20 protein-coding genes are annotated in these 25,444 nt (G+C 63.6%); 14 read left to right on the forward strand and 6 right to left on the reverse strand.

Annotated features, from left to right (window positions below; translation table 11 throughout):
* Positions 1–85 precede the first annotated feature (85 nt).
* From V8192_RS01380 to V8192_RS01390, 3 genes are read left to right on the forward strand one after another with little or no spacing between them, the layout of a single operon-like run.
* Complete coding sequence (locus tag V8192_RS01380) at positions 86–535, forward strand: YbgC/FadM family acyl-CoA thioesterase (RefSeq protein WP_341631270.1); 450 nt, start codon at positions 86–88, stop codon at positions 533–535.
* Between the two features lie 2 nt (positions 536–537).
* A complete protein-coding gene (gene tolB, locus V8192_RS01385) occupies positions 538–1,833 on the forward strand; it encodes a Tol-Pal system beta propeller repeat protein TolB (RefSeq protein ID WP_341631271.1) in 1,296 nt (431 codons plus the stop codon).
* Positions 1,833–2,285, forward strand: coding sequence for an OmpA family protein (locus V8192_RS01390; RefSeq protein WP_341631272.1), 453 nt, complete (start codon positions 1,833–1,835; stop codon positions 2,283–2,285). Before tolB ends, V8192_RS01390 begins: the two co-directional genes overlap by 1 nt.
* On the opposite strand, the gene V8192_RS01395 is transcribed toward V8192_RS01390, so the two are convergent.
* Positions 2,282–2,587: an SEL1-like repeat protein gene (locus V8192_RS01395; RefSeq protein WP_341631273.1), complete on the reverse strand. Its 306-nt coding sequence runs from the start codon at positions 2,585–2,587 to the stop codon at positions 2,282–2,284. The genes V8192_RS01390 and V8192_RS01395 overlap by 4 nt on opposite strands.
* Positions 2,588–2,996: 409 nt before the next feature.
* Here V8192_RS01395 and V8192_RS01400 point away from each other — a divergent pair, with 409 nt between their 5' ends.
* Entirely contained in the window at positions 2,997–3,788 is a 792-nt protein-coding gene (locus V8192_RS01400; RefSeq protein ID WP_341631274.1) for a division plane positioning ATPase MipZ, read from the forward strand.
* A gap of 32 nt (positions 3,789–3,820) precedes the next feature.
* Positions 3,821–5,200: a phosphoglucomutase/phosphomannomutase PgmG gene (gene pgmG / locus V8192_RS01405; protein ID WP_341631275.1), complete on the forward strand. Its 1,380-nt coding sequence runs from the start codon at positions 3,821–3,823 to the stop codon at positions 5,198–5,200.
* A 3-nt stretch (positions 5,201–5,203) separates the two neighbouring features.
* Here the strand turns inward: pgmG and V8192_RS01410 are convergent, their stop codons facing one another.
* A complete protein-coding gene (locus V8192_RS01410; RefSeq protein ID WP_341631276.1) occupies positions 5,204–5,878 on the reverse strand; it encodes a hypothetical protein in 675 nt (224 codons plus the stop codon).
* 96 nt (positions 5,879–5,974) lie between these two features.
* On the opposite strand from V8192_RS01410, the gene V8192_RS01415 reads away from it, so the two are divergent.
* Positions 5,975–6,949, forward strand: a complete 975-nt coding sequence (locus V8192_RS01415; protein WP_341631277.1) for a GAF domain-containing protein — start codon at positions 5,975–5,977, stop codon at positions 6,947–6,949.
* Here the strand turns inward: V8192_RS01415 and V8192_RS01420 are convergent.
* On the reverse strand, positions 6,928–7,929 hold the full coding sequence (locus V8192_RS01420) for a ligase-associated DNA damage response exonuclease (RefSeq protein WP_341631278.1): 1,002 nt from the start codon (positions 7,927–7,929) through the stop codon (positions 6,928–6,930). The two genes, V8192_RS01415 and V8192_RS01420, sit on opposite strands and share 22 nt — an antisense overlap.
* Before the next feature lie 54 nt (positions 7,930–7,983).
* On the opposite strand from V8192_RS01420, the gene V8192_RS01425 reads away from it, so the two are divergent.
* From V8192_RS01425 to V8192_RS01440, 4 genes are all read left to right on the forward strand, one after another.
* Positions 7,984–8,172, forward strand: coding sequence for a hypothetical protein (locus tag V8192_RS01425; RefSeq protein ID WP_341631279.1), 189 nt, complete (start codon positions 7,984–7,986; stop codon positions 8,170–8,172).
* Positions 8,169–10,580: a ligase-associated DNA damage response DEXH box helicase gene (locus V8192_RS01430; protein ID WP_341632279.1), complete on the forward strand. Its 2,412-nt coding sequence runs from the start codon at positions 8,169–8,171 to the stop codon at positions 10,578–10,580. The genes V8192_RS01425 and V8192_RS01430 overlap by 4 nt, the downstream gene beginning before the upstream one ends.
* Before the next feature lie 88 nt (positions 10,581–10,668).
* Positions 10,669–10,953, forward strand: coding sequence for a hypothetical protein (locus tag V8192_RS01435; protein WP_341631280.1), 285 nt, complete (start codon positions 10,669–10,671; stop codon positions 10,951–10,953).
* 182 nt (positions 10,954–11,135) lie between these two features.
* On the forward strand, positions 11,136–11,399 hold the full coding sequence (locus V8192_RS01440) for a hypothetical protein (RefSeq protein WP_341631281.1): 264 nt from the start codon (positions 11,136–11,138) through the stop codon (positions 11,397–11,399).
* Here the strand turns inward: V8192_RS01440 and V8192_RS01445 are convergent, their stop codons facing one another.
* On the reverse strand, positions 11,400–11,894 hold the full coding sequence (locus V8192_RS01445) for a winged helix-turn-helix transcriptional regulator (protein WP_341631282.1): 495 nt from the start codon (positions 11,892–11,894) through the stop codon (positions 11,400–11,402).
* A gap of 121 nt (positions 11,895–12,015) precedes the next feature.
* Between V8192_RS01445 and V8192_RS01450 the strand changes: the two genes are divergently transcribed.
* Both V8192_RS01450 and V8192_RS01455 read left to right on the forward strand, forming a co-directional pair.
* Complete coding sequence (locus V8192_RS01450; protein WP_341631283.1) at positions 12,016–12,333, forward strand: CC_3452 family protein; 318 nt, start codon at positions 12,016–12,018, stop codon at positions 12,331–12,333.
* Between the two features lie 126 nt (positions 12,334–12,459).
* On the forward strand, positions 12,460–14,550 hold the full coding sequence (locus V8192_RS01455) for a RelA/SpoT family protein (RefSeq protein WP_341631284.1): 2,091 nt from the start codon (positions 12,460–12,462) through the stop codon (positions 14,548–14,550).
* Here the strand turns inward: V8192_RS01455 and V8192_RS01460 are convergent.
* A complete protein-coding gene (locus V8192_RS01460) occupies positions 14,528–16,846 on the reverse strand; it encodes an NADP-dependent malic enzyme (protein WP_341631285.1) in 2,319 nt (772 codons plus the stop codon). The genes V8192_RS01455 and V8192_RS01460 overlap by 23 nt on opposite strands.
* A gap of 93 nt (positions 16,847–16,939) precedes the next feature.
* On the opposite strand from V8192_RS01460, the gene mutS reads away from it, so the two are divergent.
* Positions 16,940–19,540: a DNA mismatch repair protein MutS gene (mutS, locus tag V8192_RS01465; protein WP_341631286.1), complete on the forward strand. Its 2,601-nt coding sequence runs from the start codon at positions 16,940–16,942 to the stop codon at positions 19,538–19,540.
* Positions 19,537–22,260, forward strand: a complete 2,724-nt coding sequence (locus tag V8192_RS01470) for a [protein-PII] uridylyltransferase (RefSeq protein WP_341631287.1) — start codon at positions 19,537–19,539, stop codon at positions 22,258–22,260. Before mutS ends, V8192_RS01470 begins: the two co-directional genes overlap by 4 nt.
* Before the next feature lie 53 nt (positions 22,261–22,313).
* Here the strand turns inward: V8192_RS01470 and V8192_RS01475 are convergent, their stop codons facing one another.
* Positions 22,314–25,412, reverse strand: coding sequence for a TonB-dependent receptor (locus V8192_RS01475; protein WP_341631288.1), 3,099 nt, complete (start codon positions 25,410–25,412; stop codon positions 22,314–22,316).
* Between the last annotated feature and the right edge of the window lie 32 nt (positions 25,413–25,444).

Genomic DNA, 25,444 nt, shown 5'->3' on the forward strand with positions numbered 1-25,444 from the left:
TGTAGGTGACATGTAACCTTAGCGTTACACGCTCGTCAAGCGGGGTTGCGGGAAAGAGTCGCGGCTCGCTAAGGCCTCCCCTGACATGCGCCCCAATTCCCTCGACACGCCGTATCGCGGAGGCTTCGTCGGCAACGAGCACCGGTTCGCGCTGACGGTCTATTTCGAGGACACCGACGCTTATGGCATCGTTTATTACGCCAATTATTTGAAATTCATGGAGCGCGCGCGCTCGGACATGATCCGCGCGGTCGGCGTCGACCAGGGCGCCGAACTCGGCCGATCGGGCAGCGCCTATGCAGTGGTCGAAGTCGACATCAAGTATCACCGGCCGGCACGGCTCGGCGAAGACCTGCAGGTCATCAGCAAGGTCGATCAGGTCCGCGCATCCTCGGTTCATATTCAGCAGCGAGTCATGCGCGGGCCGGAACTGCTGACCAGCGCCAAGGTCACTGCGGCTTTCCTCGACGCTGCAGGACGGCCGCGGCGGCAGCCGAACGAATGGGTCGAACAGTTCAAGGCAATCACGACATAGCGATGAAGCGGTATTTCCTTTCCTTATTGCTGCTTGCCTTTGCAGGTGAGGCCAATGCGCAGCAGCCCGGCACGCCGACTGCGACGGTCATTGCAATCCCGCCATTGACGAGCCCGGATAGCGGCACGCGCGGCAACCAGATGCTCGCTGTCGGCTGGAACGTCACCCAGCTGATCGCCACAGACCTCCAGCAGACCGCCGAGGTCATGCCGCTCCCGCCCAACCGGGACGATTATTATTCCTACCCCGAGGTAACCGCCCCGACCTTCTCCAAGTGGCGCTCGGCCGGAGCCAAGGCGCTCGTCATGGGCTTCGTCCAGTCGCGCTCGGACGGTCGGCTTACCGTCGGGTGCTACGTCTATGATCTCGACAAGGGCCGGGAACTCGCGCGGAAGGGTTTCGTCATCGGCCCCACCGACTGGCGGCGCGCCGCACACAAATGTTCGGGTCTCGCCTATACCGCCATCACCGGCGCACCCGGGATGTTCGACACGCGCATCGCCTATGTCGCCGAAAGCGGTGCTGGCGACGGCCTTGTTCGACGGATCGCCGTGATGGACAGCGACGGCTACAATCACAAGTACCTGACCCCCGGAACGGGGATGGTGCTGACGCCGCGACTTGCGCCCAAAGGATCGCAGCTTGCCTATGTCAGCTTCGAAGGCGGAAACCCAAGCATTCACACGCTTGACGTCGGCTCGGGCCAGGATCGGCCCTTGCTGGCGAACGGGGCCACGAGCTTCGCTCCGCGCTATTCGCCCGATGGCAGCAAGATCGTCTTCTCGATGATGCTGGGTTCCAACAGCGACATCTATGTCGTTGGCGCAACTGGCGGCCTTCCGCAGCGCCTCACCACCGCCCCGGGGGTCGACACCGATCCCAGTTTTTCGCCGGACGGAAGCAAGATCGTCTTCGAAAGCGACCGCGGCGGATCGCAGCAGCTGTACGTGATGAACGCCGACGGCTCGGGTGAGCGGCGGATCAGCTTCGGCGGCGGCTGGTATGCCACGCCCCAATGGAGTCCGGATGGAAACTGGATCGCGTTCACGCGGCGCGCCCAGGACGGCCGGCGGATCGGCATCGTCAAGCCGGATGGCACGGGCGAGACCGTTTTGACCACTGGACCCGGGGACGAAGGTCCGAGCTGGGCAGCGAGCAGCCGCGAAATCCTGTTCCAGCGAAGCGATGCGGCAGGCCGATCGGGGCTCTACCGGGTGACGCTCGACGGTTCGGCGCCGCGGCGGATCACGATTCCGCAGGATGGCTCGGATCCCGACTGGTCGGGAGTAATGGACTGATGCGCAGGCACCAGCTTTTGTTCGCCCTCCTCGCAGGCGCCGCAAGCGCTGCCCCGGGGCAGCTGTTTCCACTGATCAGGTCGCATAACGCGCCCCCTCCCGTGGTTCAGGGCATCGATGCCCTTCGTGCGGAATTCGCTGCCCAGTCAGGGGGTACGACCGTCTATTTCGGTGCAGGAAGCGCGATCCTCGGCCCTCCGGCAAGGACCGTGCTGGTGGCGCAGGCGGCGTGGCTTCGGCGCCACCCCGAAATCGTCGTCCGGGTCGAAGGCTACGGAGACAGCGGTGATACCCGTGACCATGCGCTGGCCGTTGGCGCGCGACGGGCCGAAGAGACCCGGAACTATCTCATTCTGCTCGGCGTCCCCTCCGCGCAGGTGTCGACAACGACCTGGGGCAAAGAACGGCCGGGCCTCGGCCGGGCCGTTACAATTCTGGTTCGCTCGACTTAGGCAGCGCGGCGCTGGCAACCGGTCGCCGCGAGCCACGCGCGCGCCTGGCGCTGGGCTTCGGCGATCTCGCGCGCCGTCATCTCGAGCGCGATCTCGGCGCGGCACTCCTGGCCCCGCGTGCAGCCAGAAAGCGCTGAAAGGTTGAACCATTTGTGCGCTTCGATGAGATCCACTCCCACCCCGCTGCGGCCCGTCGAAAAGGTGATGCCAAGCTCGAACAAGGCATCGACATCCCCGGCTTCTGCATCCGCGAGCCTGCTTCGAAGCAGGAATTCCGCGCTCTTTTGACTAATCGCCCCCATTTTGTGTCCCCCTCAGGTCCCTCGTTGGACATGAGGTTCGTCCCCGAACCGCAAAAAAATGGTTAACGCGATTCAACCACCTCAAATTGGTAGATCGTCCATCAAGCGCGTGGTCCCGATTACGGCCTGCGCAATGAGCGCGTGTCGGTGACTTGCTCGAACGTCGACGGATCGACGAGGGCGAAATAGTCGCGACGATCGAGGCGGCTCTTGCGCGTTTTTTTGCCTCGGCGATCAGCGCTACGTCGCCCGCGGGGAGCGAACCCATGGTCGGCATCATGGCCACCGGGTCCTCAACGCGCGCCTCGTGCCAAATCTTCACTGTTAAGAACGATTTGCGCCGCCCGGCGCCCTCAGTTAATCTTTACCGGGGCGGCGCCTTGCACGCGCGCCGGGGGAAAGATCAAGCATGAGCCAGCCGCATTTCATCGTCTTCGCCAACGAAAAGGGCGGAACCGGCAAGTCCACGACGGCAGTGCACACCGCAATTGCGCTCGCTGCCTCGGGGCACCGCGTCGGCGCGCTCGACCTCGATAGCCGGCAGCGCACCATGACCCGCTATCTCGAGAACCGCGACGCGACGATGAGGCGTCTCGAAAAGGAATTGCCGCAAGCGGCATATGAGGTGCTCGAGGACCAGACCGAGGAAGGCCTTGGCGAAGCGATTGCCAGGCTCGCTGCCAGGGCCGATGTCATCGTCATCGACACGCCGGGCCGCGACGACCCTGTCGCGAGGGCCGCGATCCTCAAGGCCGATACTCTGGTGACGCCGATGAACGACAGCTTCGTCGACCTCGACCTTATCGGCCAGGTGCATCCGGAAAATTACAAGATTACCCGGCCGAGCTTCTACGCCGAACTCATCTGGAACAGCCGCACGCAGCGCGCCAAGGTCACTGGCAAGAGCGTCGACTGGGTGGTGTTGAGAAACCGTCTTCAGCATATCGAATCGCACAATCTGAAGCGCGTCGGCGCAGCGCTCGACGAGCTTGCCCGACGCGTTGGCTATCGCGTGATCCCGGGACTTGGAGAGCGGGTCATCTATCGCGAACTCTTTCCCAAGGGCCTGACCCTTCTCGATTTGCAGCAAATCGGAGATGTCGGGATCGGCCACATCACGGCGCGCCAGGAACTGCGCGAGATGATTGCGGGCCTCGCCATCCCGGGCCAAGAAGAGCAGAAGCTCGCCGCCGTCGGTTGAACCAATTCGCATTCGCTGCGTAAGGCAGCGCAATGACCCACAAGTTCAACCCCACCGTCCTTCGCGAATATGACATCCGCGGAATCGTCGGCGCAACGCTGACCGAAGCCGACGCCTATGCCCTTGGCCGAACCTTTGCGGCGATCACACGGGAGGAGGGAGGCCGCCGGCTGGCCGTCGGGCGTGATGGCCGCTCGCATTCGGGCATGCTCGAGGCAGCGCTGGTTCGGGGACTGACCGAAGGCGGGGTGGACGTCGTTCTTATCGGCATGGGTCCATCGCCAATGCTCTATTTTGCAACCTACTATCTCGACGTCGATGGCGGGATCCAGGTTACCGGAAGTCACAACCCTGCCGACTACAACGGCTTCAAACTGCTGCTGAAGGGCCGCTCCGTCTTCGGGGTCGAGATCCAGGAAATCGGCAAGCGCGCAGCAGCGGGCAACTGGAGCGAGGGCCACGGAACGACCGAGGAGGTCGACATCCGCGAAGCCTATCTGAACCGCCTTCTCGAGGGTTTCGCGGGGCGGGGCTATCGCATTGGCTGGGACGCCGGGAACGGGGCTGCAGGACCCATCCTCGACATGCTTGTAGAACGGTTGCCGGGGCAGCATCACGTCATCTTCAGCAAGGTGGACGGCAGCTTTCCCAACCACCATCCCGACCCCACGGTCGAGAAAAACCTGGCCGATCTCAAGGAGCTCGTCGCCCGGGAGCAGCTCGACTTTGGAATCGCGTTCGACGGCGATGGCGACCGCATCGGAGCAGTGGACGGCAACGGCCGCGTGATCTGGGGCGACCAGCTGCTGATGATTCTCGCCGAGCCGGTGCTGAACGAGCTGCCAGGAGCGACCATCATTGCCGACGTCAAGGCCAGCCAGACCCTGTTCGACCGGATTGCCGAGCTCGGGGGAACGCCGCTGATGTGGAAGACCGGCCACAGTCTGATCAAGTCGAAAATGAAGGAAACCGGCGCACCGCTCGCCGGCGAAATGAGCGGGCACATCTTCTTCAAGCACCGCTGGTACGGTTTCGACGATGCGCTCTACGCTGCTGTCCGGCTCATCGAAGCGGTGAGCGCGAGCGGCAGGAGCCTGACCCAATTGAGGGATGCGATGCCGACGGCGGTTGCGACCCCAGAATTGCGATTCCAGGTGGACGAAAGCCGGAAGTTCGCCATCGTCGAGGAGGTCCGCGACCGTCTCGGCTCTGACGGCGCGAAGGTCGACGCCACGGACGGAGTGCGGGTCAGCACGGCCGACGGCTGGTGGCTGCTCCGCGCCTCCAATACGCAGGACGTCCTTGTGGCACGTGCAGAAGCGAGCGACGAGGCGGGCCTCGGAAGGCTCGTCGATCAGATCGACGCACAGCTCGCAAAATCAGGCGTGGAGCGGACCGAAGCGGTCCATTGAACCTCAGGCTCCCGCGAAGAGCAGCAGTGCCGCCGCAAGGACGAGGGCGGAGACCGACAGTGCCGCCAATGCCCATAGCGCACCATTGAGGGACCCACGTCCCCCTTCCCTGGTAAACCAGGCTGCCTCGACGCCGAGGTAGAACAAGGCCGCGACGACTAGCATGACCTGGGCAGCGGCATCGGCGGTCTTGGACGGGAGGCGCGAGACGCACTCTGCGGTGCTGCACAGGAGCACGACCGGCGTCGTCGCAAAGCATTGTGCGTAAAAATAGGGCTGGAGAGTGACCCGGTCCAAGGGCTGCCGCGTCGCGGCAATACCGAACGCGCCGGCAATCACCGGAAGGGTCGCAAAGGCGATCAGCCGAAAGAGGATCAGGCTCGTATTGTCCTGAATGAGCGCTGCAAGGCCGATCCCGTTGTCGATGAGTGGGCTATTCCCGACGACCGCCACTTCGAACGCGTGCGAAGCAAGAAGAGTGAGCAGAAGGAAGATCGGGGGACTAACGACGTCCCTGAACTGGTCGGCGACCGCGAGCTGCAGCTCCCCCTTGCTTCGTTCCATCATCCGTAGGGGGTGCCGGACAGATCGCCACAACGTGCGCGGATAGAAGACCGCCCACGACATGATCTCGTAGAGAAGGACCTCGAAGGACTTGAGGAAGATGATGAACGGCACGAGCCCCCCGAACCTGCCCGCCTCGCGTGTAACCCATGTGATCAGAGCCCACCAATGTTGTTTGATCGAACAGTCGGTGACTGCCGAGCCCGATTAATGTATGGAAATGCGATGCTGGATCAGCCTGCTCATCCGGACAGCGAGCATGAGCGGCTCCAACTGATGTTCGAACGTGCGCCCGGCTTCATGGCCCTGGTCGAGGGCACCAACCTGCGCTTCATCGTCGCCAATGCTGCATTCCGTCAGCTCGTCGGGCGCCAGGACCTCATCGGACAGCCGCTCACGGAGGCGCTTCCGGAACTCGACGAGCAGGGGTTTGACGATCTCTTGAGCGGCGTCAGCAGATCCGGAGAGCCTTTCGTCGCCCACGCAATGCCGCTTACGGTGGTCAGAGAAAATCTTGCTCCCGAGGAGCTCGTTCTCGACTTGGTATTCCAGCCAGTCCCAGGATCGGGCAGCCAGAAGCCCGCCATTTTCATCCAGGGACAGGACATAACCGACGACAAGCGCAGCCAGATGCTGAGGACCGCTCACGCCAAGGTCCTCTCGCTCGCAATCGGGGACAGTCCGCTCGAGGACACCCTGAACGCGCTTCTGAGGATCGTGGAGGGCTCCTCCTCAACCGGAATGCTCGGCTCGATCCTGCTCCTCGATGCGGAGCACAAACACCTTCATTATGGCGCAGCCCCAAGCCTTCCGCGTGCTTACAGCGAGGCAATCGACGGGGTCGAGATCGGTCCCTGCGCAGGATCCTGCGGGACCGCGGCATTTCTCGGGGGCGCCGTCTACGTCTCGGATATCGCGACCGATCCCCTCTGGGCCGATTACAAGGACATTGCGCTTGCCCACGGACTTCGCGCCTGCTGGTCAATTCCGATCCTAACCCGGGGCCGCGAAGTGCTTGGGACCTTCGCCATGTACCACCGCGAAGTGCGCGAGCCGACGGTGCGCGATCTGATGCTCGTCGATCTCGTCATCCAGACGGCGGCGCTGGTGATCGATCGCGAGCGCGCGCACCGTGCGCTCGCCGGAATGCCGACCATCACCCTTCAGTCGTCTTCGTCCTCATAGCCAACGAGGTTCAGCTCGCATGCCTTGATCTGGTGCGTCATGCACCAGTGCTTCAGCGCTTCCTCGCGCCCATGCGTGATCCACACCTCTGAGGGTTCCAGCTCGCGGATCGTCGTGGTGAGTTCGTCCCAGTCGGCATGGTCGGAAATGACCAGCGGCAGCTCGACGTTGCGCTGGCGCGCACGCTGACGGATCCCCATCCATCCCGAGGCCATGGCTGTCACCGGATCGGGCAGGCGCCGTGACCATCGGTCGTTGAGCGCCCCTGGCGGAGCGATCACGACATGCCCCGCCATCTCCTGCTTGGTCGCCGACCCCGCGTGGCGAAGGTCGCCCAAATTCACGCCGAAGCTCTCGTAAAGCTGATTGAGCCGCTCGATCGCCCCGTGGAAATAGACGGGAGCATGATGCCCACGCTCGCGCAGTTCGCAGATCACGCGCTGGGCCTTTCCGAGCGCATAGGCGCCAACCAGCACACAGCGGCTCTCGTCCGCGTGCAGCCGGTGCAGCAGGCGGTCGATCTCGCTTCCGGTCTCGGGGTGACGGAAGACCGGGAGGCCGAAGGTCGCCTCGGTAATGAAGATGTCGCAAGGGACAGGGACGAAACACTGGCAGGTCGGGTCCGGGCGGCGCTTGTAATCGCCCGATACGACAATCTTCTCGCCCTTGTGCTCAAGGACGATCTGCGCGCTTCCAAGAACATGACCGGCGGGAACGAAATTGACGTCCACATCGCCCACTCGAACGACTTCGTCGTAGGCGGCGCCCTGAGCGCCGGATTGAGGACCATAGCGGCATTCCATGATCGCCAGCGTTTCGGGGGTCGCAAGAACCGCACCATGACCACCGCGTGCATGATCGGAGTGTCCGTGGGTGATCATCGCCCGCGGCTTTGGCTGGGAGGGGTCGATCCACGCGTCGGCCGGGCGCACGTAGATCCCCTCCGGGTGAGACTCGATCCAGGAACCCAATCGCGCCATTGCGAGCTATATAGGAAAAGAAGGCGGGGAGTTCCCCCCGAACGGAGGAAAAGAATGGGCCAGGCGAACTGGTGGGTAATGGATATCGTCGGGCCGGCGATCCTGCTGATCGTGCTCGTCTGGCTGGTGGTCCGCGCGAGCTCGAAACGCGGCCGCGGCGACAAGCAGCGCTCCGAACAAGGTACACGTGACCTCTACCGCGAAGAGGAGGAACGGCGCCGCGACGGGACGGACAAGCTCTGAACGACCTTCCCGAGGTCGTCCGGCGCTGGTTTGAGGCCAAGGGCTGGTCGCCGCGGCGGCACCAACTGGAGATGCTCGAGCTCGCGCGTGCCGGACGCAGTGCGCTGCTCGTCGCCGCAACCGGTTCCGGCAAGACGCTCGCCGGTTTCCTTCCGACCATCTGCGAACTCGCCGAGCAGCCCAGCGACACTCTCCATACGCTCTATGTTTCGCCGCTGAAGGCCCTCGCGGTCGACGTCCATCGCAACCTCACCGGACCCATCGAGGAAATGGGGCTCTCGATCCGGGCCGAGACGCGTACCGGAGACACGCCGTCCGACCGCAAGGCACGGCAGCGCGTGAAGCCGCCCCAGGTACTGCTGACGACTCCCGAATCGCTCAGCCTGCTCCTCAGCTATCCCGACTGCTCAACGATGTTTGCGAACCTGCGAACCATGATCGTCGATGAGCTGCACGGCTTTGCCAAGGAAAAACGCGGCGATCTTCTCGCCCTGTCGATGTCGCGGCTTCAGAAACTCGCGCCGGGCCTGAGGCGGGTCGGTCTGTCGGCGACGATCAGCGAGCCCGATTCCTATCGTTCCTGGCTTGCGCCCGATGCGGACCTCGACGGGGTCGACCTGGTGCTCGGGGAGGCGGGTGCGGAGCCCGACCTTTCGATCCTCATCCCGGAAAACAAGATTCCCTGGGGCGGCCATTCAGGCCGGCACGCCGTTCGCGAAGTGATGCAACTCATCGAGCAGCACAGGACGACACTCGTCTTTTGCAACACCCGCAGTCTTGCAGAGCTGATTTTCCAGGACCTCTGGCTGGTGAATGACAAGGGGCTGCCTATCGGCATCCACCATGGCAGCCTCGCGGTCGAGGCGCGCCGCAAGGTCGAAGGCGCGATGGCGGCGGGCAAGCTTCGCGGCCTTGTCGCAACGGCCAGCCTCGATCTCGGCATCGACTGGGGGGACGTCGATCTCGTGATCCAGATGGGCGCCCCCAAAGGCAGCTCCCGCCTCCTGCAACGGATCGGCCGGGCCAACCATCGGCTCGATGAGCCAAGCAAGGGGATCATCGTTCCGGGCAACCGCTTCGAATATCTGGAAGCCCGCGCAGCGCTCGATGCGATCGAGGATGGCGAGCTCGACCCCGAAGTGTTCCGCCCCGGTGCGCTCGACGTCCTTGCCCAGCACATTCTTGCAATGGCTGTGGCCGCCCCCTTCCAGGAGAACGAGCTTCTCGAGGAGATCCGATCGGCGGCTCCTTATGCGGGCCTCAGGAAGGAAACGTTCGATGAGATACTGAGCTTCATTGCGACGGGGGGTTATGCGCTGAAGGCTTACGACCGGTTCCGGCGTCTCGTATCAGAAGCCGGAGGAATGTGGCGGATCGCAAGGCCCTCGGTCGCCCAGCAGCACCGGCTCAACGCGGGCGTCATCGTCGAGCAGCCGCTGCTCAGCGTCCGGTTCAGGAACGGCCGCAAGCTCGGCACGATCGAGGAGGGCTATGCCTCAACGCTCAGTCCCGGAGACCATTTCTATTTTTCCGGGCTCAGCCTCGAGGTCGAGCAGTTCAAGGATACCGACATCATCGTCCACGCTTCCGCCAAGAAGGCGCGGATCGTCACCTATGGCGGGCAGCGTATGTCCATGTCGACGCATCTTGCGAACCGTGTCCGTCACATGCTGTGCGACCGGAACGACTGGAGTCGGTTCCCCGACGACGTCCGCGAGTGGCTGGAGGTACAGTCAGAACGCTCGATACTCCCCGAGCCGCACCAGCTCCTCGTCGAGACTTTTCCGCACGAACACCAGCATTTCATGGTCGCCTACAGCTTCGAAGGCTGGAACGCGCACCAGTCGCTGGGCATGCTGATCACGAGACGAATGGAAAGCGCTGGCCTAAAACCGCTCGGCTTTGTCGCGAACGATTATGCGCTTGCCTGCTATGGGCTCGAGCCGATCAGGGACCCCAAGGCCCTGTTCTCAGCCGACATCCTCGAACAGGAGTTCATCGACTGGGTGGAAAGTTCCTATCTTTTGAAGACGGCCTTTCGAGAAGTCGCAGTGATCGGCGGCCTGGTTGAGCGGCATCATCCCGGGAAGAAGAAGTCCGGGCGGCAGGTCAGTTTCTCGACCGACCTCATCTATGATGTCCTGCGGCGATACGAGCCGCAACACCTCCTTCTTCGCGCTGCCTGGGAGGATGCTCGTCGGCGGATGACGGAGCTGGGGCGCCTCGTGCGCCTCGTCGACCGAGCTTCCGAGACCATGCTTCACGTGGAGACGGGCCGGATCACGCCGATGGCGGTTCCCTTGATGGTCATCGTCGGCCGCGAGGCGCTCCCGCCCGGAGCCGAGGCGGATGAGGTATTGCTGACGCAGGCGCAGATGCTTGCCGAGGAAGCGATGAGCCTCGCTTAGGAGTTTGTCCTGCCGGCGATCCGATGCAGGCCGTCCTTTCATCGCTTTCACCATTGCACGGCCAAACTCCTCGGGCGAGGATAGCGCCATGCGCAATGCTCTTTTGGCCCTTGCTCTCTATCCGCTCCTTTCCGGGTGTATTGTCGGAACGGTCGCGTCGACCGCCGTTGATGTCGTGACCTTGCCGGTCAAGGCGGTGTCGCGGGGGGTGGATGCCGTCACGACCAGCCAGAAGGAAGCCGACGAGAAGCGTGGCAAGCAGGCGCGAAAGGCCGACGAGGAACGGGGAAAGCAGATCCGTCTCGCCGAGGAGCGCTGCCGGCAGGGAAAGCCCCTGCCGACCGACAACTGCGCTGCGGTCGCCCAGCGCTGAGGTACTTCCTCGACACCGAGTACAATGGCTGGAGCGGAGCGCTTCTCAGCCTTGCCCTGGTCCCCGACGAGGGAGAGGAGCTTTACCTGACGCTGGATTGGAGCGGGACGCTCGAGCAATGGGTCGAGCGCAACGTCATTCCTTACCTGGACGCCGTGCCGGAAAGCCTGGTGTCGCCGCGCATGAGCCGCACCGACGCTGCCCGGACCATCGCCCACTACCTTGCTGGCGATGCCGATCCGGTGATCGTCGCCGACTGGCCTGAGGACATAGCGCTCATGAGTGCGTTATTGGTCACGGGCCCCGGAATCATGGCCGAAGTACCGGGTCTTACTTTTCAGTTCGTGCCGTTGACCGGCTTCAGCACGGCAGCGAACAGCAAGGTGCCGCACAACGCCCTTCACGACGCGCGAGCGCTTCGCGACCACATTCTCAGCCTCGAATGATCATTCCGCCGCGGTGCGCAGCGCCTCCGAGCCCTCCCGCTCGATCCAGGTAAGGTCCTTGAGCTTCAGTTCGCGACCATCGTGCGAGAGGACGCACATCTTGCGCACCGGCTTGTGATCCAGCGCGTCGGCGAGCACCACCTTCATGCTGCCATAACCCCACTGCTCGCCCCATTGCCTCAGGGCGAGCACTACCGGGAGCAGGTCTTCGCCCTTTGGAGTCAGCGAATAGATGACCCGGCGTCCGTCGTCGGGATCGGCCCTGCGCTCGAGGATGCCGCCGCCCACGAGCTTCGAAAGCCGGTCGGACAGAATGTTCCGGGCTATTCCGAGCCCGGCCTGGAATTCCTCGAAGTGCCGGAGACCATTGAGCGCGCCGCGCAGGATCAAGAAGGCCCATTTCTCGCCAATCAGCTCGACAGCTGCCGGAAGCGGGCAGGACAAGGCGGCCTGTCTGAAGGCATCGATTCCGGACGTCACCGTATCTGCCGGCATCCGCGGTCCTCTCCCTCGTAGAAGCTCATAGAAACACAAAACGGTTCCAAAGAACAGTTGCAAAGCAAGACCCATCCTCTTATTCAGTTTCGTGTCGCAACTTTCAAAGAGGTCAATAGCGATGTTCCGCTCAATCCTGGTCCTTTGCGCTGCAACGCTTGCCGCGGCGCCCGCCGCCGCTGCCAATTACAGCGCCAAGCTTGCTGCTCCCGCCCAGGGGCGGATCGTTGCCCGCGACATCAACTGGGTCTGCGGCGGCGGAACCTGCGAAGGCGCCACCCAGGAGAGCCGGCCTTCGGTCCTGTGCCAGGCACTGGCCAAGCGAGCCGGACGGATCGACACCTTCCTTGTCGACGGCCAGCCGATCGCCGGCGGGGAGCTCGACAAGTGCAATGCCGCCGCCAAGCCTGCTTCAGGCAAGGTGATCGCGGCTCAATAAGCAAGGCTTGGGAGCCGCGGGACTGCTTCCTCGCAGCCCCAAAGCATGGACTTCGTGCGCTGACCGGGTGCCCGCCTCCCTCTTTCGCGCTTGCACAATAGCGCTTGGGTCCCCCATCTTAGGTCGGTGCTGAGACAGTATGAGCTGGTCGAGAAGGTCCGCTCCTATGATCCGGATGCGGACGAGGGGCTGATCAACCGCGCCTATGTCTTCTCGATGAAGGCGCATGGGGATCAGCAGCGCGCCTCGGGCGATCCCTATTTCAGCCACCCGATCGAGGTCGCCGGAATCCTGACCGACCTCAAGCTCGACGACCAGACGATCGCCACCGCGATCCTCCACGACACGATCGAGGATACTCTTGCAACCACCGACGAGATCGAGAAGCTGTTTGGAAAGAACGTCGCGCGGCTGGTCGACGGCGTCACCAAGCTCAGCAAGATCGAGGCCCAGTCGGAAAACGAACGTGCCGCTGAGAACCTGCGAAAATTCCTGCTGGCGCTGTCGGATGACATCCGCGTACTCCTCGTAAAGCTCGCCGACCGCCTGCATAACATGCGCACGCTTCACCATATTCCTTCCGAGGAGAAGCGGCGGCGCATCGCGCGCGAGACGATGGATATCTACGCGCCGCTCGCCGAACGCATCGGCATGTACGAGATGATGACCGAGATGCAGACCCTCGCGTTTCGGGAACTTGAGCCGGATGCGTACGCCTCCATCACAAGGCGCTTGCAGCAGCTGACCGAATCCGGGGGCGACCTTGTAAGCCGCATTGGACTTGGACTTCAGCTTTACCTTGCCGACAATGGTCTATCGGCGGAGGTCACGGGCCGGCAAAAGCACCCTTACTCGATCTGGAAGAAGATGGCCGAACGGCACATCAGCTTCGAGCAATTGTCCGATGTCATGGCCTTCCGGATCATCGTCGAGGACGTGGCGGACTGCTACCGTGCGCTCGGACTGCTCCACCGCCGCTGGCCGATGGTTCCAGGTCGTTTCAAGGACTATATCTCCACTCCCAAGCGCAACGGCTATCAAAGCCTCCACACTTCCGTGATCCACGATTCCAAGATGCGGATCGAGATCCAGATCCGCAGCCAGGAAATGCACGAACAGGCCGAGCGCGGACTGGCTGCACACTGGGCCTACAAGGAAGGACGACCCAAGGGCGACATCACCATCCCGTGGGTCGACGATCTCGTCGAGATCCTGGAACATGCCGAAAGTCCCGAGGAACTCCTCGAGCACACGCGGATGGCGATGTACCAGGATCGCATTTTCGCCTTCACGCCAAAGGGCGAACTGATCCAGCTCCCAAAAGGCGCGACACCGGTCGATTTCGCCTACGCAGTACATACCGATCTTGGCGACCGCACCGTCGGCGCGAAGGTGAACGGCCGCGTCGTGCCGCTTCGAACGATGCTGGAGAACGGCGACCAGGTCGAAATTCTTGCCTCCGAGGCACAGCACCCGCAGCCCTCGTGGTTGCGGTTCGTCGCCACGGGCAAGGCGCGTGCGGGCGTACGCCGGTTCGTTCGCCATAAGGAACGTGACGAGACGATCCAGCTGGGGCGCAAGATCTACGACGAGATCGTCCAGCGCCTGCCCGCCGAGCTCGATAAGGACGCACAGAAGCGTGCCCTCAAGAAGCTGAAGATCGAGAATGAAGACGAGCTGATGATCGCAATCGCGCGCAAGCGCGTCAGCGACGAGGCATTGATGGAAGCCCTGATGCCGGGTTCAGCGGGCGGAGACGTTGCGCCGCGACCGATGGGACAGCGCAAGGCGATCTCGATCAAGGGCCTCACTGCGGGTGTCGCCTATCATCTCGCGCAATGCTGCCATCCAATCCCGGGCGACCGAATCGTCGGTCTTCGGCGCGAGGACGAGGAAATCGAGGTTCACGTCATTGGCTGCGACACGCTGGCGAGCGGGATCGATGCAGACTGGCTTGACCTTGCCTGGGGTGAGGGTTCGGACGGCGGCGCGGCCCGGCTAGCCGTCATTTTGCGAGACATTCCCGGAGCGCTCGGCACCATGTCGAGCATTCTCGGGTCAAAGCACGCAAACATCATCAATCTTCAGCTGGTCCATCGCGACGGCAGCTTCCAGACTTTCCACCTCGACATCGAGGTTCACGACCTCGCGCACCTTCACGCGATCATCGCTGCGCTGCGCGACGCCGAGCCGGTCAGCTCGGTCGAGCGGATCTAGCCGAGCCGGCTGACCGCGCCGCCGCTCTCTGGTGCCGCGCATGGGCGTCGCCGGCTGCTAGGACGGCGAGCATTACGAGGTCGGACGCGCTAGCCGTCATCGGCGCGATCTGAACCGGGTGTTCGAGGCCCAGCATGTAGGGTCCAAGGACGCTGTCGCCGCCAAGCTCGCGAAGGAGCTTTGACGAGATGCTCGCCGACTGGAGGCCCGGCATCACCAGGATGTTCGCGGGCCCCGACAGGCGGGTGAAGGGATAATAGCGCTTCTGCATTTCGTAATTGAGCGCGACATCCGGCGCCATTTCTCCTTCAAACTCGAAATCGGCATGGAAACCGGACAGGAGCTCGACTGCTCCCCGGAGCCCCTCGATGTGCACGCCCGGAGGATTGCCGAAGGTCGTATAGCTGATGAAGGCGACCCGGGGCTCGAGCCCCATTCGCCGGGCAAAGGCGGATGCGCGCATCGCGATTGCTGCATATTGCTCGGGCGTCGGCCGTTCGGTGACCGCCGTATCAGCGATCAGCACCGTGTGGTTGCGGCTGACGATCACCGTGACTCCAAAGGGGACGGCCCCAGGCTCGTCCTCCACGACCAGTCTGACTTGCCTCAGCGACTGGCTGAATGGCCGCGTCGTTCCGGTGATCATCGCGTCGGCTTCGCCAAGGGCAAGCATCGCGGCAGCAAAATAATTGCGGTCCTGATTGACGAGCCGTTCGACTTCGCGACGCAGCATCCCGTGACGCTGGTGCTTGGCATAGATGAAGTCCACCGCACGGCCGACCAGCGGCGAGTTACGGCTGTTGAGAACTTCATACTCCTTGGGGTCGTCGACGCCCATTTCCGCAAGGAGATTGTAGACCTCCTCGCGACCGACCAGGACGGGCGTGCCATAGCCGGCTTCCCTGAACGCAATCGCCGCTCGGAGCACGCTCGGCTCTTCGCCTTCCGCAAACAGCACACGCTTGGGATTCTGGCGGGCGTTCTCGTAGGCAAGGCTCATCACCGATACCGTCGGATTGAGCCTTGCCCTCAGCTCCTGGCGATAGGCCTCCATGTTGGCGATCGGCTTTTGCGCTACCCCGCTCCTCACGGCGGCCTCCGCGACCGCCGATGCGACGACCTCCATGAGCCTTGGATCGAAGGGAGCCGGGATGATGTAGTCGCGCCCGAAGCTGTGGGTACGACCGCCATAGGCTGCGGCCACTTCCTCCGGGACGGGCTCGCGAGCGAGTTCGGCGAGCGCTTCTGCCGCCGCAATCTTCATCTCGTCGTTGATTGCCGTCGCACGCACGTCGAGCGCGCCGCGGAAGATGAAGGGGAAGCCGAGCACATTGTTGACCTGATTGGGAAAGTCGGACCTCCCGGTCGCGATGATCGCGTCAGGCCGGGCCTCCATTGCATCCGGCGGCCAGATTTCCGGATCAGGATTGGCCATTGCGAAGATGATCGGCTCCTTCGCCATTGAGGCGACCATCGACTTATTGACCACATTCGCTGCCGACAGGCCGAGGAAAACGTCCGCGCCTTCCAGCGCCTCTGCAAGCGTACGCTTGTCAGTCTCCACCGCGTGCGCCGACTTCCACTGGTCGAGGTCGGTGCGGTCTTTCGTGATCACGCCCTTGCGGTCGCACATCAGCACATGGTCGCCCTTGACGCCCATCGCCTTGATGAGCTCGGTGCAGGCGATCGCCGCGGCGCCGGCGCCGTTCACCACGACCCGGATGTCCGAGAGTTCGCGATGCGTGAGGTGGCACGCATTGATGAGTCCGGCCGCCGTGATGATCGCGGTCCCGTGCTGATCGTCGTGAAAGACGGGAATGTTCATCCGCTCGCGCAGAGCCTGCTCGATGATGAAGCAGTCGGGTGCTGCTATATCCTCCAGGTTGATCCCGCCGAAGCTCGGCTCGAGTAGCTCGACGGCATCGATGAACCGCTGCGCATCCTCGGTCTTCACCTCGATGTCGATGGCATCAACGTCGGCAAAGCGCTTGAACAGGACCGCCTTGCCTTCCATCACGGGCTTGGACGCAAGCGCCCCGAGGTTGCCAAGTCCCAGAATTGCGGTTCCGTTGGAGATCACCGCAACGAGATTGCCCTTGGCCGTGTAGTCATAGGCGCAGGTGGGATTGTCGGCGATCGCCCGTACGGGCGCCGCCACCCCTGGCGAATATGCAAGGCTCAGGTCCCGCTGTGTCGCCATCGGCTTGGAAGCGATGATCTCGAGCTTTCCTGCGCGTCCTCGCGAGTGGAATTCGAGCGCTTCGGCCTCGGTGTATCTGACGTTGCTTTCGGACATGGCGGGGTGCTTAGCGGAGAGCCCGCGCAAGAGTCACGTGCACGTGCGATTTCCGGGGTCGATTGGCGGCTGCCCAACCGCTAGGTTTCCCCAATGGCCCGCGCCGATGCCCCTACCCCGATGATGGTCCAGTACCGGCGTCTCAAGGAAGAGGCCGGTGACGCGCTCCTCTTCTATCGGATGGGCGATTTCTTCGAATTGTTCTTCGATGATGCAAAGACGGCCTCGGCATGCCTCGACATCGCGCTGACCAAACGCGGGGAGGACGCGGGCGAGCCTATCCCGATGTGCGGCGTACCCGTCCATTCTGCCGAGTCCTACCTCGCCCGGCTGATCAGGGCCGGGCACCGAGTCGCGATCGCAGAACAGACTGAAAGCCCCGCCGAAGCGCGCAGAGCGCGCGGTTCGAAAGCCCTCGTGGAAAGGGCGATCATCCGCCTCGTGACGCCCGGGACGCTCACCGAGGAGACGTTGCTCGAATCCTCCTCCGCCAATTGGCTCGCGGCAATTGGCCGGGCTGGCGATGAATGGGCGATCGCTGCCGCTGATATCTCGACCGGCCGCTTCGAACTGTTAAGCAGTGGCCTTGGCGAGCTTTCCGCGGAGCTTGCACGCCTGTCGCCGGCTGAGACGATAGCCGACGGAGCCGTGCCCGCCATCGCAACCAGCCCGGGGAAAGGGGGGTTCGACAGCCTTGCGGGCGAACGGGCTTTGAAGGCGAGGTTCGGTCTTGCAACGCTCGACGGCCTGGGCTCGCCCTCGCGCGCCGAACTTGCCGCCGCGGGCGGCCTTCTCGCCTATCTCGACGCGACCCAGAAAGGTGCCGGCATCCTCCTCGATGCGCCTCGCCGAACGACGCGCGCGAGCCAGATCGCGATCGATGCGGCGAGCCGGGAGAGCCTCGAACTCACGCGCTCGATGTCGGGAACCGTTGCAGGCAGCCTTCTTGGCGAAATCGACCGCTGTCAGACGGCGGCCGGCAAACGCCTGTTGTGCGAGGACATTTCCGCCCCTTTGACCGACATCGCTGCGATCGAATCGCGGCTCGCGCTTGTCCAGTGGCTGCACGAGGACGCTATCCGGCGCGAACACGTCCGCTCGGCACTGAAGGCCATGCCGGATTTCTCGCGGGCCCTGGCGCGCCTCGCAGCCGGGCGCGGTTCTCCCCGCGACCTCGCAGTGCTTCGTGACGGCCTCTCGGCCGCGGAGGCGCTCCGAGGCGAGCTGCAATCGGAGCCGGGCCGACCCGCGCTGCTGGGGGCGCTTCTGCCGCAGCTCGGCGGTCACGACGAGCTGGTCGGCACGCTCGCAAGCGCCCTCATCCTCTCGCCTCCCCTGGACGCCTCCAAGGGCGGTTACATTGCCGAAGGCTATGACGCGGATCTCGACAGCCTTCGCGAGGCTGCATCGAACGGGCGGCGCGCCATCGCCGCGCTCGAGGCGAAATATCGCGACTCCGCTGGGATCGGCTCGCTCAAGATCCGTCACAATGCCGTCCTTGGCTATCATGTCGAAGTGTCCGCAAGACATGCCGACAAGCTCATGTCGCCCGACAGCGGCTTCACTCATCGCCAGACCCTCGCCGGCGTGGTGCGTTTCAATTCGCCGGAGCTTCACGACGAGGCGAGCCGGGTTATCGAGGCAGGAGCGCACGCGCTTGCGGCCGAAGCGGCACACGCGGCAGCACTCGCCGAGCTGGCGGTCGCTGCCGCGCCGCAGATCACCGCTACAGCGCAGGCCATCGCGCGCATCGACGTTGCATCGGGTCTTGCAGATCGCGCTGCGCAGGACGGCTGGACTCTGCCGCATCTCACTTGTCAGCCATGCCTCGAGATCGAGGGTGGCCGGCATCCGGTTGTCGAAGCCGCCCTGCGCAACCTCGGCGAGCGATTTGTCTCCAACGATCTCTCGATGGGACCAGCCGATCGCCTTTGGCTGATCACGGGCCCGAACATGGGCGGCAAGTCGACTTTTCTCCGGCAGGCGGCACTGATCGCCGTCCTCGCGCAGGCGGGCAGCTTCGTCCCGGCAGCCCGCGCGACCATCGGCATCGTCGACCGGCTGTTCAGCCGGGTCGGGGCATCCGACAATCTGGCGCGAGGCCGCTCGACCTTCATGGTCGAGATGGTTGAGACGGCCGCGATCCTCTCGCAGGCAGGTCCGAACAGCCTCGTCATTCTCGACGAGATCGGCCGCGGCACCTCCACCTACGACGGACTGGCGATCGCCTGGGCGGTGGTCGAAGCAATGCACGACCAGATCAAGTGCAGGACCTTGTTCGCGACCCATTATCACGAGCTGACGCGGCTCGCCTCGCGGCTCGACTGCTTGTCTCTTCATCATGTCCGGGCGCGCGAATGGAAAGGCGATCTGGTCCTGCTGCACGAGGTTGCCGCCGGGGCGGCGGACCGCAGTTACGGCATTGCCGTTGCCAAGCTCGCTGGCCTTCCAGCCTCAGTGGTTGCCCGCGCTCGCTCTGTATTGGCCAAGCTCGAAGCCGGCCGCGACGCGACCGGCGGCATCGCCGCGGGCCTCGATGACCTCCCGCTCTTTGCAGCTGCCGCGGAACCCGAGCAGCGCGCTGATCAGCTCGCTGCGGCGCTCAACGACCTCGACCCCGACAGCCTTACTCCGCGTGAAGCCCTCGAAAGCCTGTATCGGCTCAAGAAGCTGGCAGCCGAGCAGGGTAGATGACGCTCGCCGAGATCGATCATCGCCGCGCGATCATCGACCGCCGTTCGATCAGCGACCGGCTTGAGGCTCTCCCCGCAGGCAGGATGCGCACCGCCGAAGCCACCGCTGTCCTGCGAAATGCGCTGGAATATGGACGTGCTGAGATCGCGAAGCGACTGGAGCAAGAGCCCGGAGCCGGCCGCGCAGCTGCGCAGGCGACCGCTTATCTCCACGATCAGCTCGCGAGGCTCGCCTGGGATTTCGTCTGCATCAGCGAACAGTCCTGCAGCGAGGTGGCACTTGTCGGCCTTGGCGGCACTGGCCGGGGTGAAATGGCGCCGTTCAGCGACCTCGACCTCATGTTTCTGACGGTAAAGGCAGCGCAGGCCGATCAGGAACGCGCGGCCGAGGCGATGCTTCACATCCTGTGGGACCTCAAACTGAAGGTCGGCCATTCGGTGAGGTCGATCCCGCAGCTCATTGCCCTTGCAAAAAAGGACATGACGATCCGGACAGCCTTCCTCGAGGCCCGCTGGATCTGGGGCAGCGAGGCCGCCTTCGATGCTGCCGTCGCGCGGTTTCGCAAGCAGGTGGTCTCCGGGACCGCCGCGGAATTCGTCGCCGCGAAACTTGCCGAACGCGATGAGCGGCACGTGAAGATGGGCGACAGCCGCTACGTCGTCGAACCCAATGTAAAGGACGGCAAGGGCGGCCTTCGCGATCTGCATGCGCTCTACTGGATCGGGAAATATGTGCACCGCGTCGAACAGCCGGGCGATCTCGTCAAATCCGGACTGCTGACCGCTGCCGAGTTCCGCCGTTTCGACCGCGCCGAACGCTTCTTGTGGTCGGTGCGGTGTCATCTGCACCTGCTTGCCGGGCGTGCAGAGGAACGGCTGAGTTTCGACTACCAGCGGCAGATTGCCGAGATCATGCATTACGCGGACCGCCCGGGAAAATCGGCGGTCGAGCGCTTCATGCAATTCTACTTCCTCAACGCCAAGACGGTGGGAGACCTTACCGGCGTGTTCCTTGCCCAGCTCGACGAGCAGCTCGGCAAGAAAGGCTTCCGCTTTGCACTTCCAACGATCCGTCGTCGGCCCAAGCGGCTTGGCGGTTTTGTGCTCGACCGCGGCCGGATTTCAATTCCGGACGACGCTTTCTTTCGGACTGATCCTGTTCGACTTCTCGAGATGTTCGCGCTCGCAGCGCGTGAGCAGCTCGAGATCCATCCGGCGGCGATGCGCGCGGCAACCCGCGACGCAGTGCTCATCGACCGCCTGGTTCGAGATGATCCTCGCGCCAACGCGCTCTTCCTCGATGTACTGACGTCCCTGCATCACCCGGAGACGGTACTCCGGTGGATGAACGAAGCTGGGGTGTTTGGCCGCTTCGTGCCGGATTTCGGCCGCGTCGTCGCCCAGATGCAGTTCGACATGTATCATCATTATACGGTCGACGAACATTCGATTCGGGCAATTGGCCTGCTCGCAGCGATCGAACGCGGGGAGCTCAAGAACGAGCATCCGGTCTCAACGGCCATTCTCAACAAGCAGATTGCCTCGCGCCGCGTCCTCTACGTTGCGGTGCTGTTGCACGACATCGCGAAGGGCCGGGGCGGCGATCACAGCGTGATCGGGGCCGAGATAGCACTCAAGCTGTGTCCAAGGTTCGGCCTCGACGCCGGCGAGACCGAAACCGTGTCCTGGCTCGTGAGACATCACCTGCTGATGTCGTCCACGGCATTCAAACGGGACTTGGCTGATCCCAAGACGATCGAAGATTTCGCACAGCAGGTGCAAAGTCCCGAGAGACTGCGCCTCCTTCTCATTCTGACGGTGGTCGACATCCGGGCAGTTGGTCCGGGTATTTGGAACGAGTGGAAGCGGACATTACTGAGGACATTGTTTGAAGCTGCCGAGGAGCGTCTCCGTCTCGGCCACAAACAGCATGGGCGCACCCAACTGGTGGACCTGCGGCAGAAGGAGCTTGCTTCGATCCTCGGCTGGAAGGCAAGCGCGGCCCGTGCTCACGCAAGACGGCTTCCGGACAGCTATTGGTTGGCCGAGCCCCCCGGCTGGCAGCTTGCCAACGCCAAGCAGGTCGCGGCGGCTGAGGCGCACATCGGTGATGCAAGGCCGAACGTGGTCGTAGAGGACGACCCCGAAACCGGCGCAACGCGCGTCAGCGTCTTCACTCCGGACCGGGAAGCCCTGTTCTATCGCATCTGCGCCGGCCTTGCGGCGGCAGGCGCCAACATCATCGATGCACGCATCCACACCACGCGGGACGGAATGGCCCTCGACAACCTCCTGGTGCTGGACGGGCGCGGCCATGCCTACGGCGACCGGCGCCTCCGTTCACGGCTGGTGAAATCGCTCGAGGAAGCGCTCTTGAGTCCGGAACCGCCGGCGGTTCCCAGCGGGGAGAGCCAGCGACGCGGCTCCGCCTTCGAGGTCGCGCCCTCCGTCGCGATTGCCGACAGGGCTTCGACACGAACGACGGTCGTCGAAGTGAATGCGCGCGATCGCCCGGCGTTGCTGGCGGGACTGGCAGGAGCCATTCACCGCTCTGGCCACACCATCCATTCCGCGCACATCGCGACCTATGGCGAGCGGGCAGTCGACGTTTTCTACCTGACACGCAGCGACGGAAGAAAGCTTACCCACGAAGATGGAGAGGCGCTGCGGATGGCCCTGCTGGAAGCCGCGCGCGAGGGTTACGAGGCAAGAGCCGCATAGGAAAAGGCCCCACCCAAAAGGTGAGGCCTTCCCCTTTTGATCCAGCTGGAAGCCTAGATCCCGCGCTCTGGCGCCGGTGGAGGCGGCGGAGGCGGAGGCGGAGGCGGCGGGCATGTTGCCGTTGCAGCAATTACCGATCCATCCGGGCAGGTCTGCGTCGCCGGAGGCGGCGGCGGAGGTGGGGGCGGCGGCGGGGGCGGCGGCGCAGCGTGATGGAAGCCCATCTTTGCACGCAGCGTCAGCCCGAACGTCCGCGGTTCGCCCAGGAATGCGCCGTAGAGCTGCGTCGAGCGTCCGATAAACCCGGCCTGGACGGCACGGGTGGTCCCCGATCCCTGCAACGGCGCATCGAAGCCGACCTGGATGTATCGCTTGTTGAACAGGTTCTGGCCCCAGAGCTCGATTGCCCAGGAGTCGTCGGGACCGTGCACGCCGACGCGGCCGTTGAACAGGGCGAAGGCCTTCTGGGTCTTCTCGATGTCGAGGTCCGAGCCGGTATTGAACTGGCTCATGTAGCGGCCGTCGAAATAGATAAGGCCGCGAAGTCCGCCGCTGCCGATCGGCGGCGTCCATCCGATCGACGAAGTGATTGTCCACAGCGGAGCGTTGGAGATCCTGCGACCGGGCAGCTGGAACAAGGCATTGTTCAGGGCGCGGCCGTCGGCACCGATCAGGTTCTTGCGATACTTGGTGTCAGCCATGGTCACGCCGGCATTCCACGAAAGATCGGGAAGCGGGCGTGTGAACGCCTCGAGCTCGAACCCCTGGCTGCGCACGCCCGCGCCCTTGTGACCCGTGCAGGCGCCGGTGCGGGGATTATTATCGGTGTCCGCGCCATTGAGGTCGGTGCTGCAGCTGTTGATGGTCTCGACGAAGAAGTTGAGGCCATTGAAGGTATTAAGCTGGAAGTCCCGGAAGACCTGGTGGAACAGAGCGAAATTGAGATCGATTCCGCGGCCATGATATTTGAAGCCCGCTTCAAACGCGTCGTTGATCTCGGGCTTGAACTGAAGGTCGTTGCCGGAAGCAACGATCCCCTGACAGCCCGTCTGGGCTGCGCTGACGCAGACGGCGCCGCTGCCCGACAGCGGCGGATTGCCAAGGACGGCAGTTGGCGGAGTGGCAGGAACGGTCGTCGGCACCGTCTGGGCACGCCAAAGCGCCGAGCGATCAAGGTTGAAGCCGCCCGCCTTGTAGCCCCGCGAATAGCTCGCGTAAGTCAGCAGCCGGTCGGTCGGCTTGTAGCTGATTACTGCCGTTCCCGAGAGCTTCGATTCGCTGCGCGAATCATCGATCGCGAACCTTCCTCCAGGGGCGGCCGGAATGACGCAAGGCAGCTGCTGGAGACCGCTGCCCGAGAGCAGGGTGCACAATAAGTTGTTGTCGAACAGGGACGCGGTGAGCGATTTCTTCTCATGGGTGTACCGCGCACCGAGAGTGAGCTTCAGCTGGTCGGTGATCGAGATGATGTTGTGCGTGAAAACGGCCCAGTTGTTGCTTGTCTGCCGGTAGGAATCGTCGAGGCCCACGCCAGTGAAGCTGAGCGCCGGGCTCGTAAGGTTCGAAAACCCACTGTTGACGAAAGGCGCTCCGGAAAAATTCGGCAGGGGAAGCGTCGGCGGCAGGCCGACGTTGGAGAGCCGCGCGAAGGCCGAGAGCGCCGCGATGTTGCTGGCGATATTCGCGGCTACGGTCGGATTTGGCGCGGTAGCAAGCGAAGCGAGCAGCGATGCACGCACACCGGCTGCAACGGCGGGGTTGAAGCACGTCGGCGAGGCACCCGGAGCAAGAAGAGATGACGGGGAACCTTGAGCGACGAAGTTTGCAGCAACGAGGCAGTTGCCGAACCTGCCGTAATCGCTGCCGTAGGAAAGGTTGTCGTCGACGCCGAGCTTCTCGTTCGCGTAATAGCCGCCGATCAGCCAGTCGAGCCGGTTGTTCCAGGCATTGCCCTGCAGGCGGAGTTCCTGGGTAAAGGTCTTGAACCGGTTGAACGAGCCGCCGTCGCTCGCGCGGTAGAGCAGGTCGAGGTTGTTGAAGTCTGCGTCCTGGCCGCGCGTATATTTGTTGTAGCGGTATGCCGTGATCGAGGTCAGTTCGGCGACGCCGAAATCATAGACGATCTCACCCGAGAGTCCCCAGTCCCGGACGCGCGAATCATAGTCGCGCCCAGGCGTGATCGATACCCGCCTTGAAAAAGTGTCATCGTTGATGATGCCGCCAAGCGCACGTTCGATCGCGGCAATGGTCGAGGGCTGGTCACCCGCCGCCGTGACGTCCTTGGCCGGAAGATAGGTGGCGCCGCAGCATTCCTCCTTGAGCCTAGAATAATCGCCAATCAGCCGTACCGACAGATTGTCGTTCGGCTGGAACAGCAGCTGGCCGCGCAGCAGCCAGCGGTCGCGGTCATTGATGCGGCGCCCCGAGATAACGTCTTTGAGGAAACCGTCGCGCTTGAGATAAACGCCGTCGAGACGTGCGGCGATCGTGTCGCTCAAGGGGCCGGTAACACTGCCCTGGAATCGGCGCATCGAGTAATTGCCAACGTCGACCTGGCCGTCGATCTCGGGCGTGAACCGCGGCTTGGCGGTGATGATCGAAATCAGACCCGCCGAGGTATTGCGTCCGAAAAGAGTGCCCTGCGGACCGCGCAGCACCTCGATCCGGTCGAGCGGACCCAGTTCACTGAGCCCTACGCCGGCGCGCGAGCGATAGACGCCGTCGATGAAGATGCCGACCGAACCTTCAAGACCCGGGTTGTCGCCGACGGTACCAACGCCGCGAATGCGCGCCACTGCGGCGCCGCTCTCCGACGAGGTGGATGAAACGAGTAGCGAGGGCGCCACCTGGTTGAGCTGGCGGATATCGTCCGCGCCCGTGTTGCGAAGATTCTCCGCGGTGACCGCGCTCACCGCCATCGGCACGTCTGACAACGCCTGGTTACGGCGCGTCGCAGTGATCACGATGTCGGCGGTGTCGACGGGCTGCTGCTGGCGCGCCCGGTCCTGCGTCGCGGCCCCTTCGGTCGCTCCCGGCGTGGGTCTTGCCGACTGTTTGTCCGTGTCAGTGTTGGAGACGGAAGTCTGGGCGAACGCCGGAGTCGCGACGGCCATCAGACCAGCCGACGCCAGGAAGGCGGACTTGCGGATCATTTCTTTCTCTCCCCCTCGGACGAACGACGCCC

Origin of the sequence: Sphingomonas agri (genome assembly GCF_038148795.1) — a bacterium.
Taxonomy (GTDB): domain Bacteria; phylum Pseudomonadota; class Alphaproteobacteria; order Sphingomonadales; family Sphingomonadaceae; genus Sphingomicrobium; species Sphingomicrobium agri.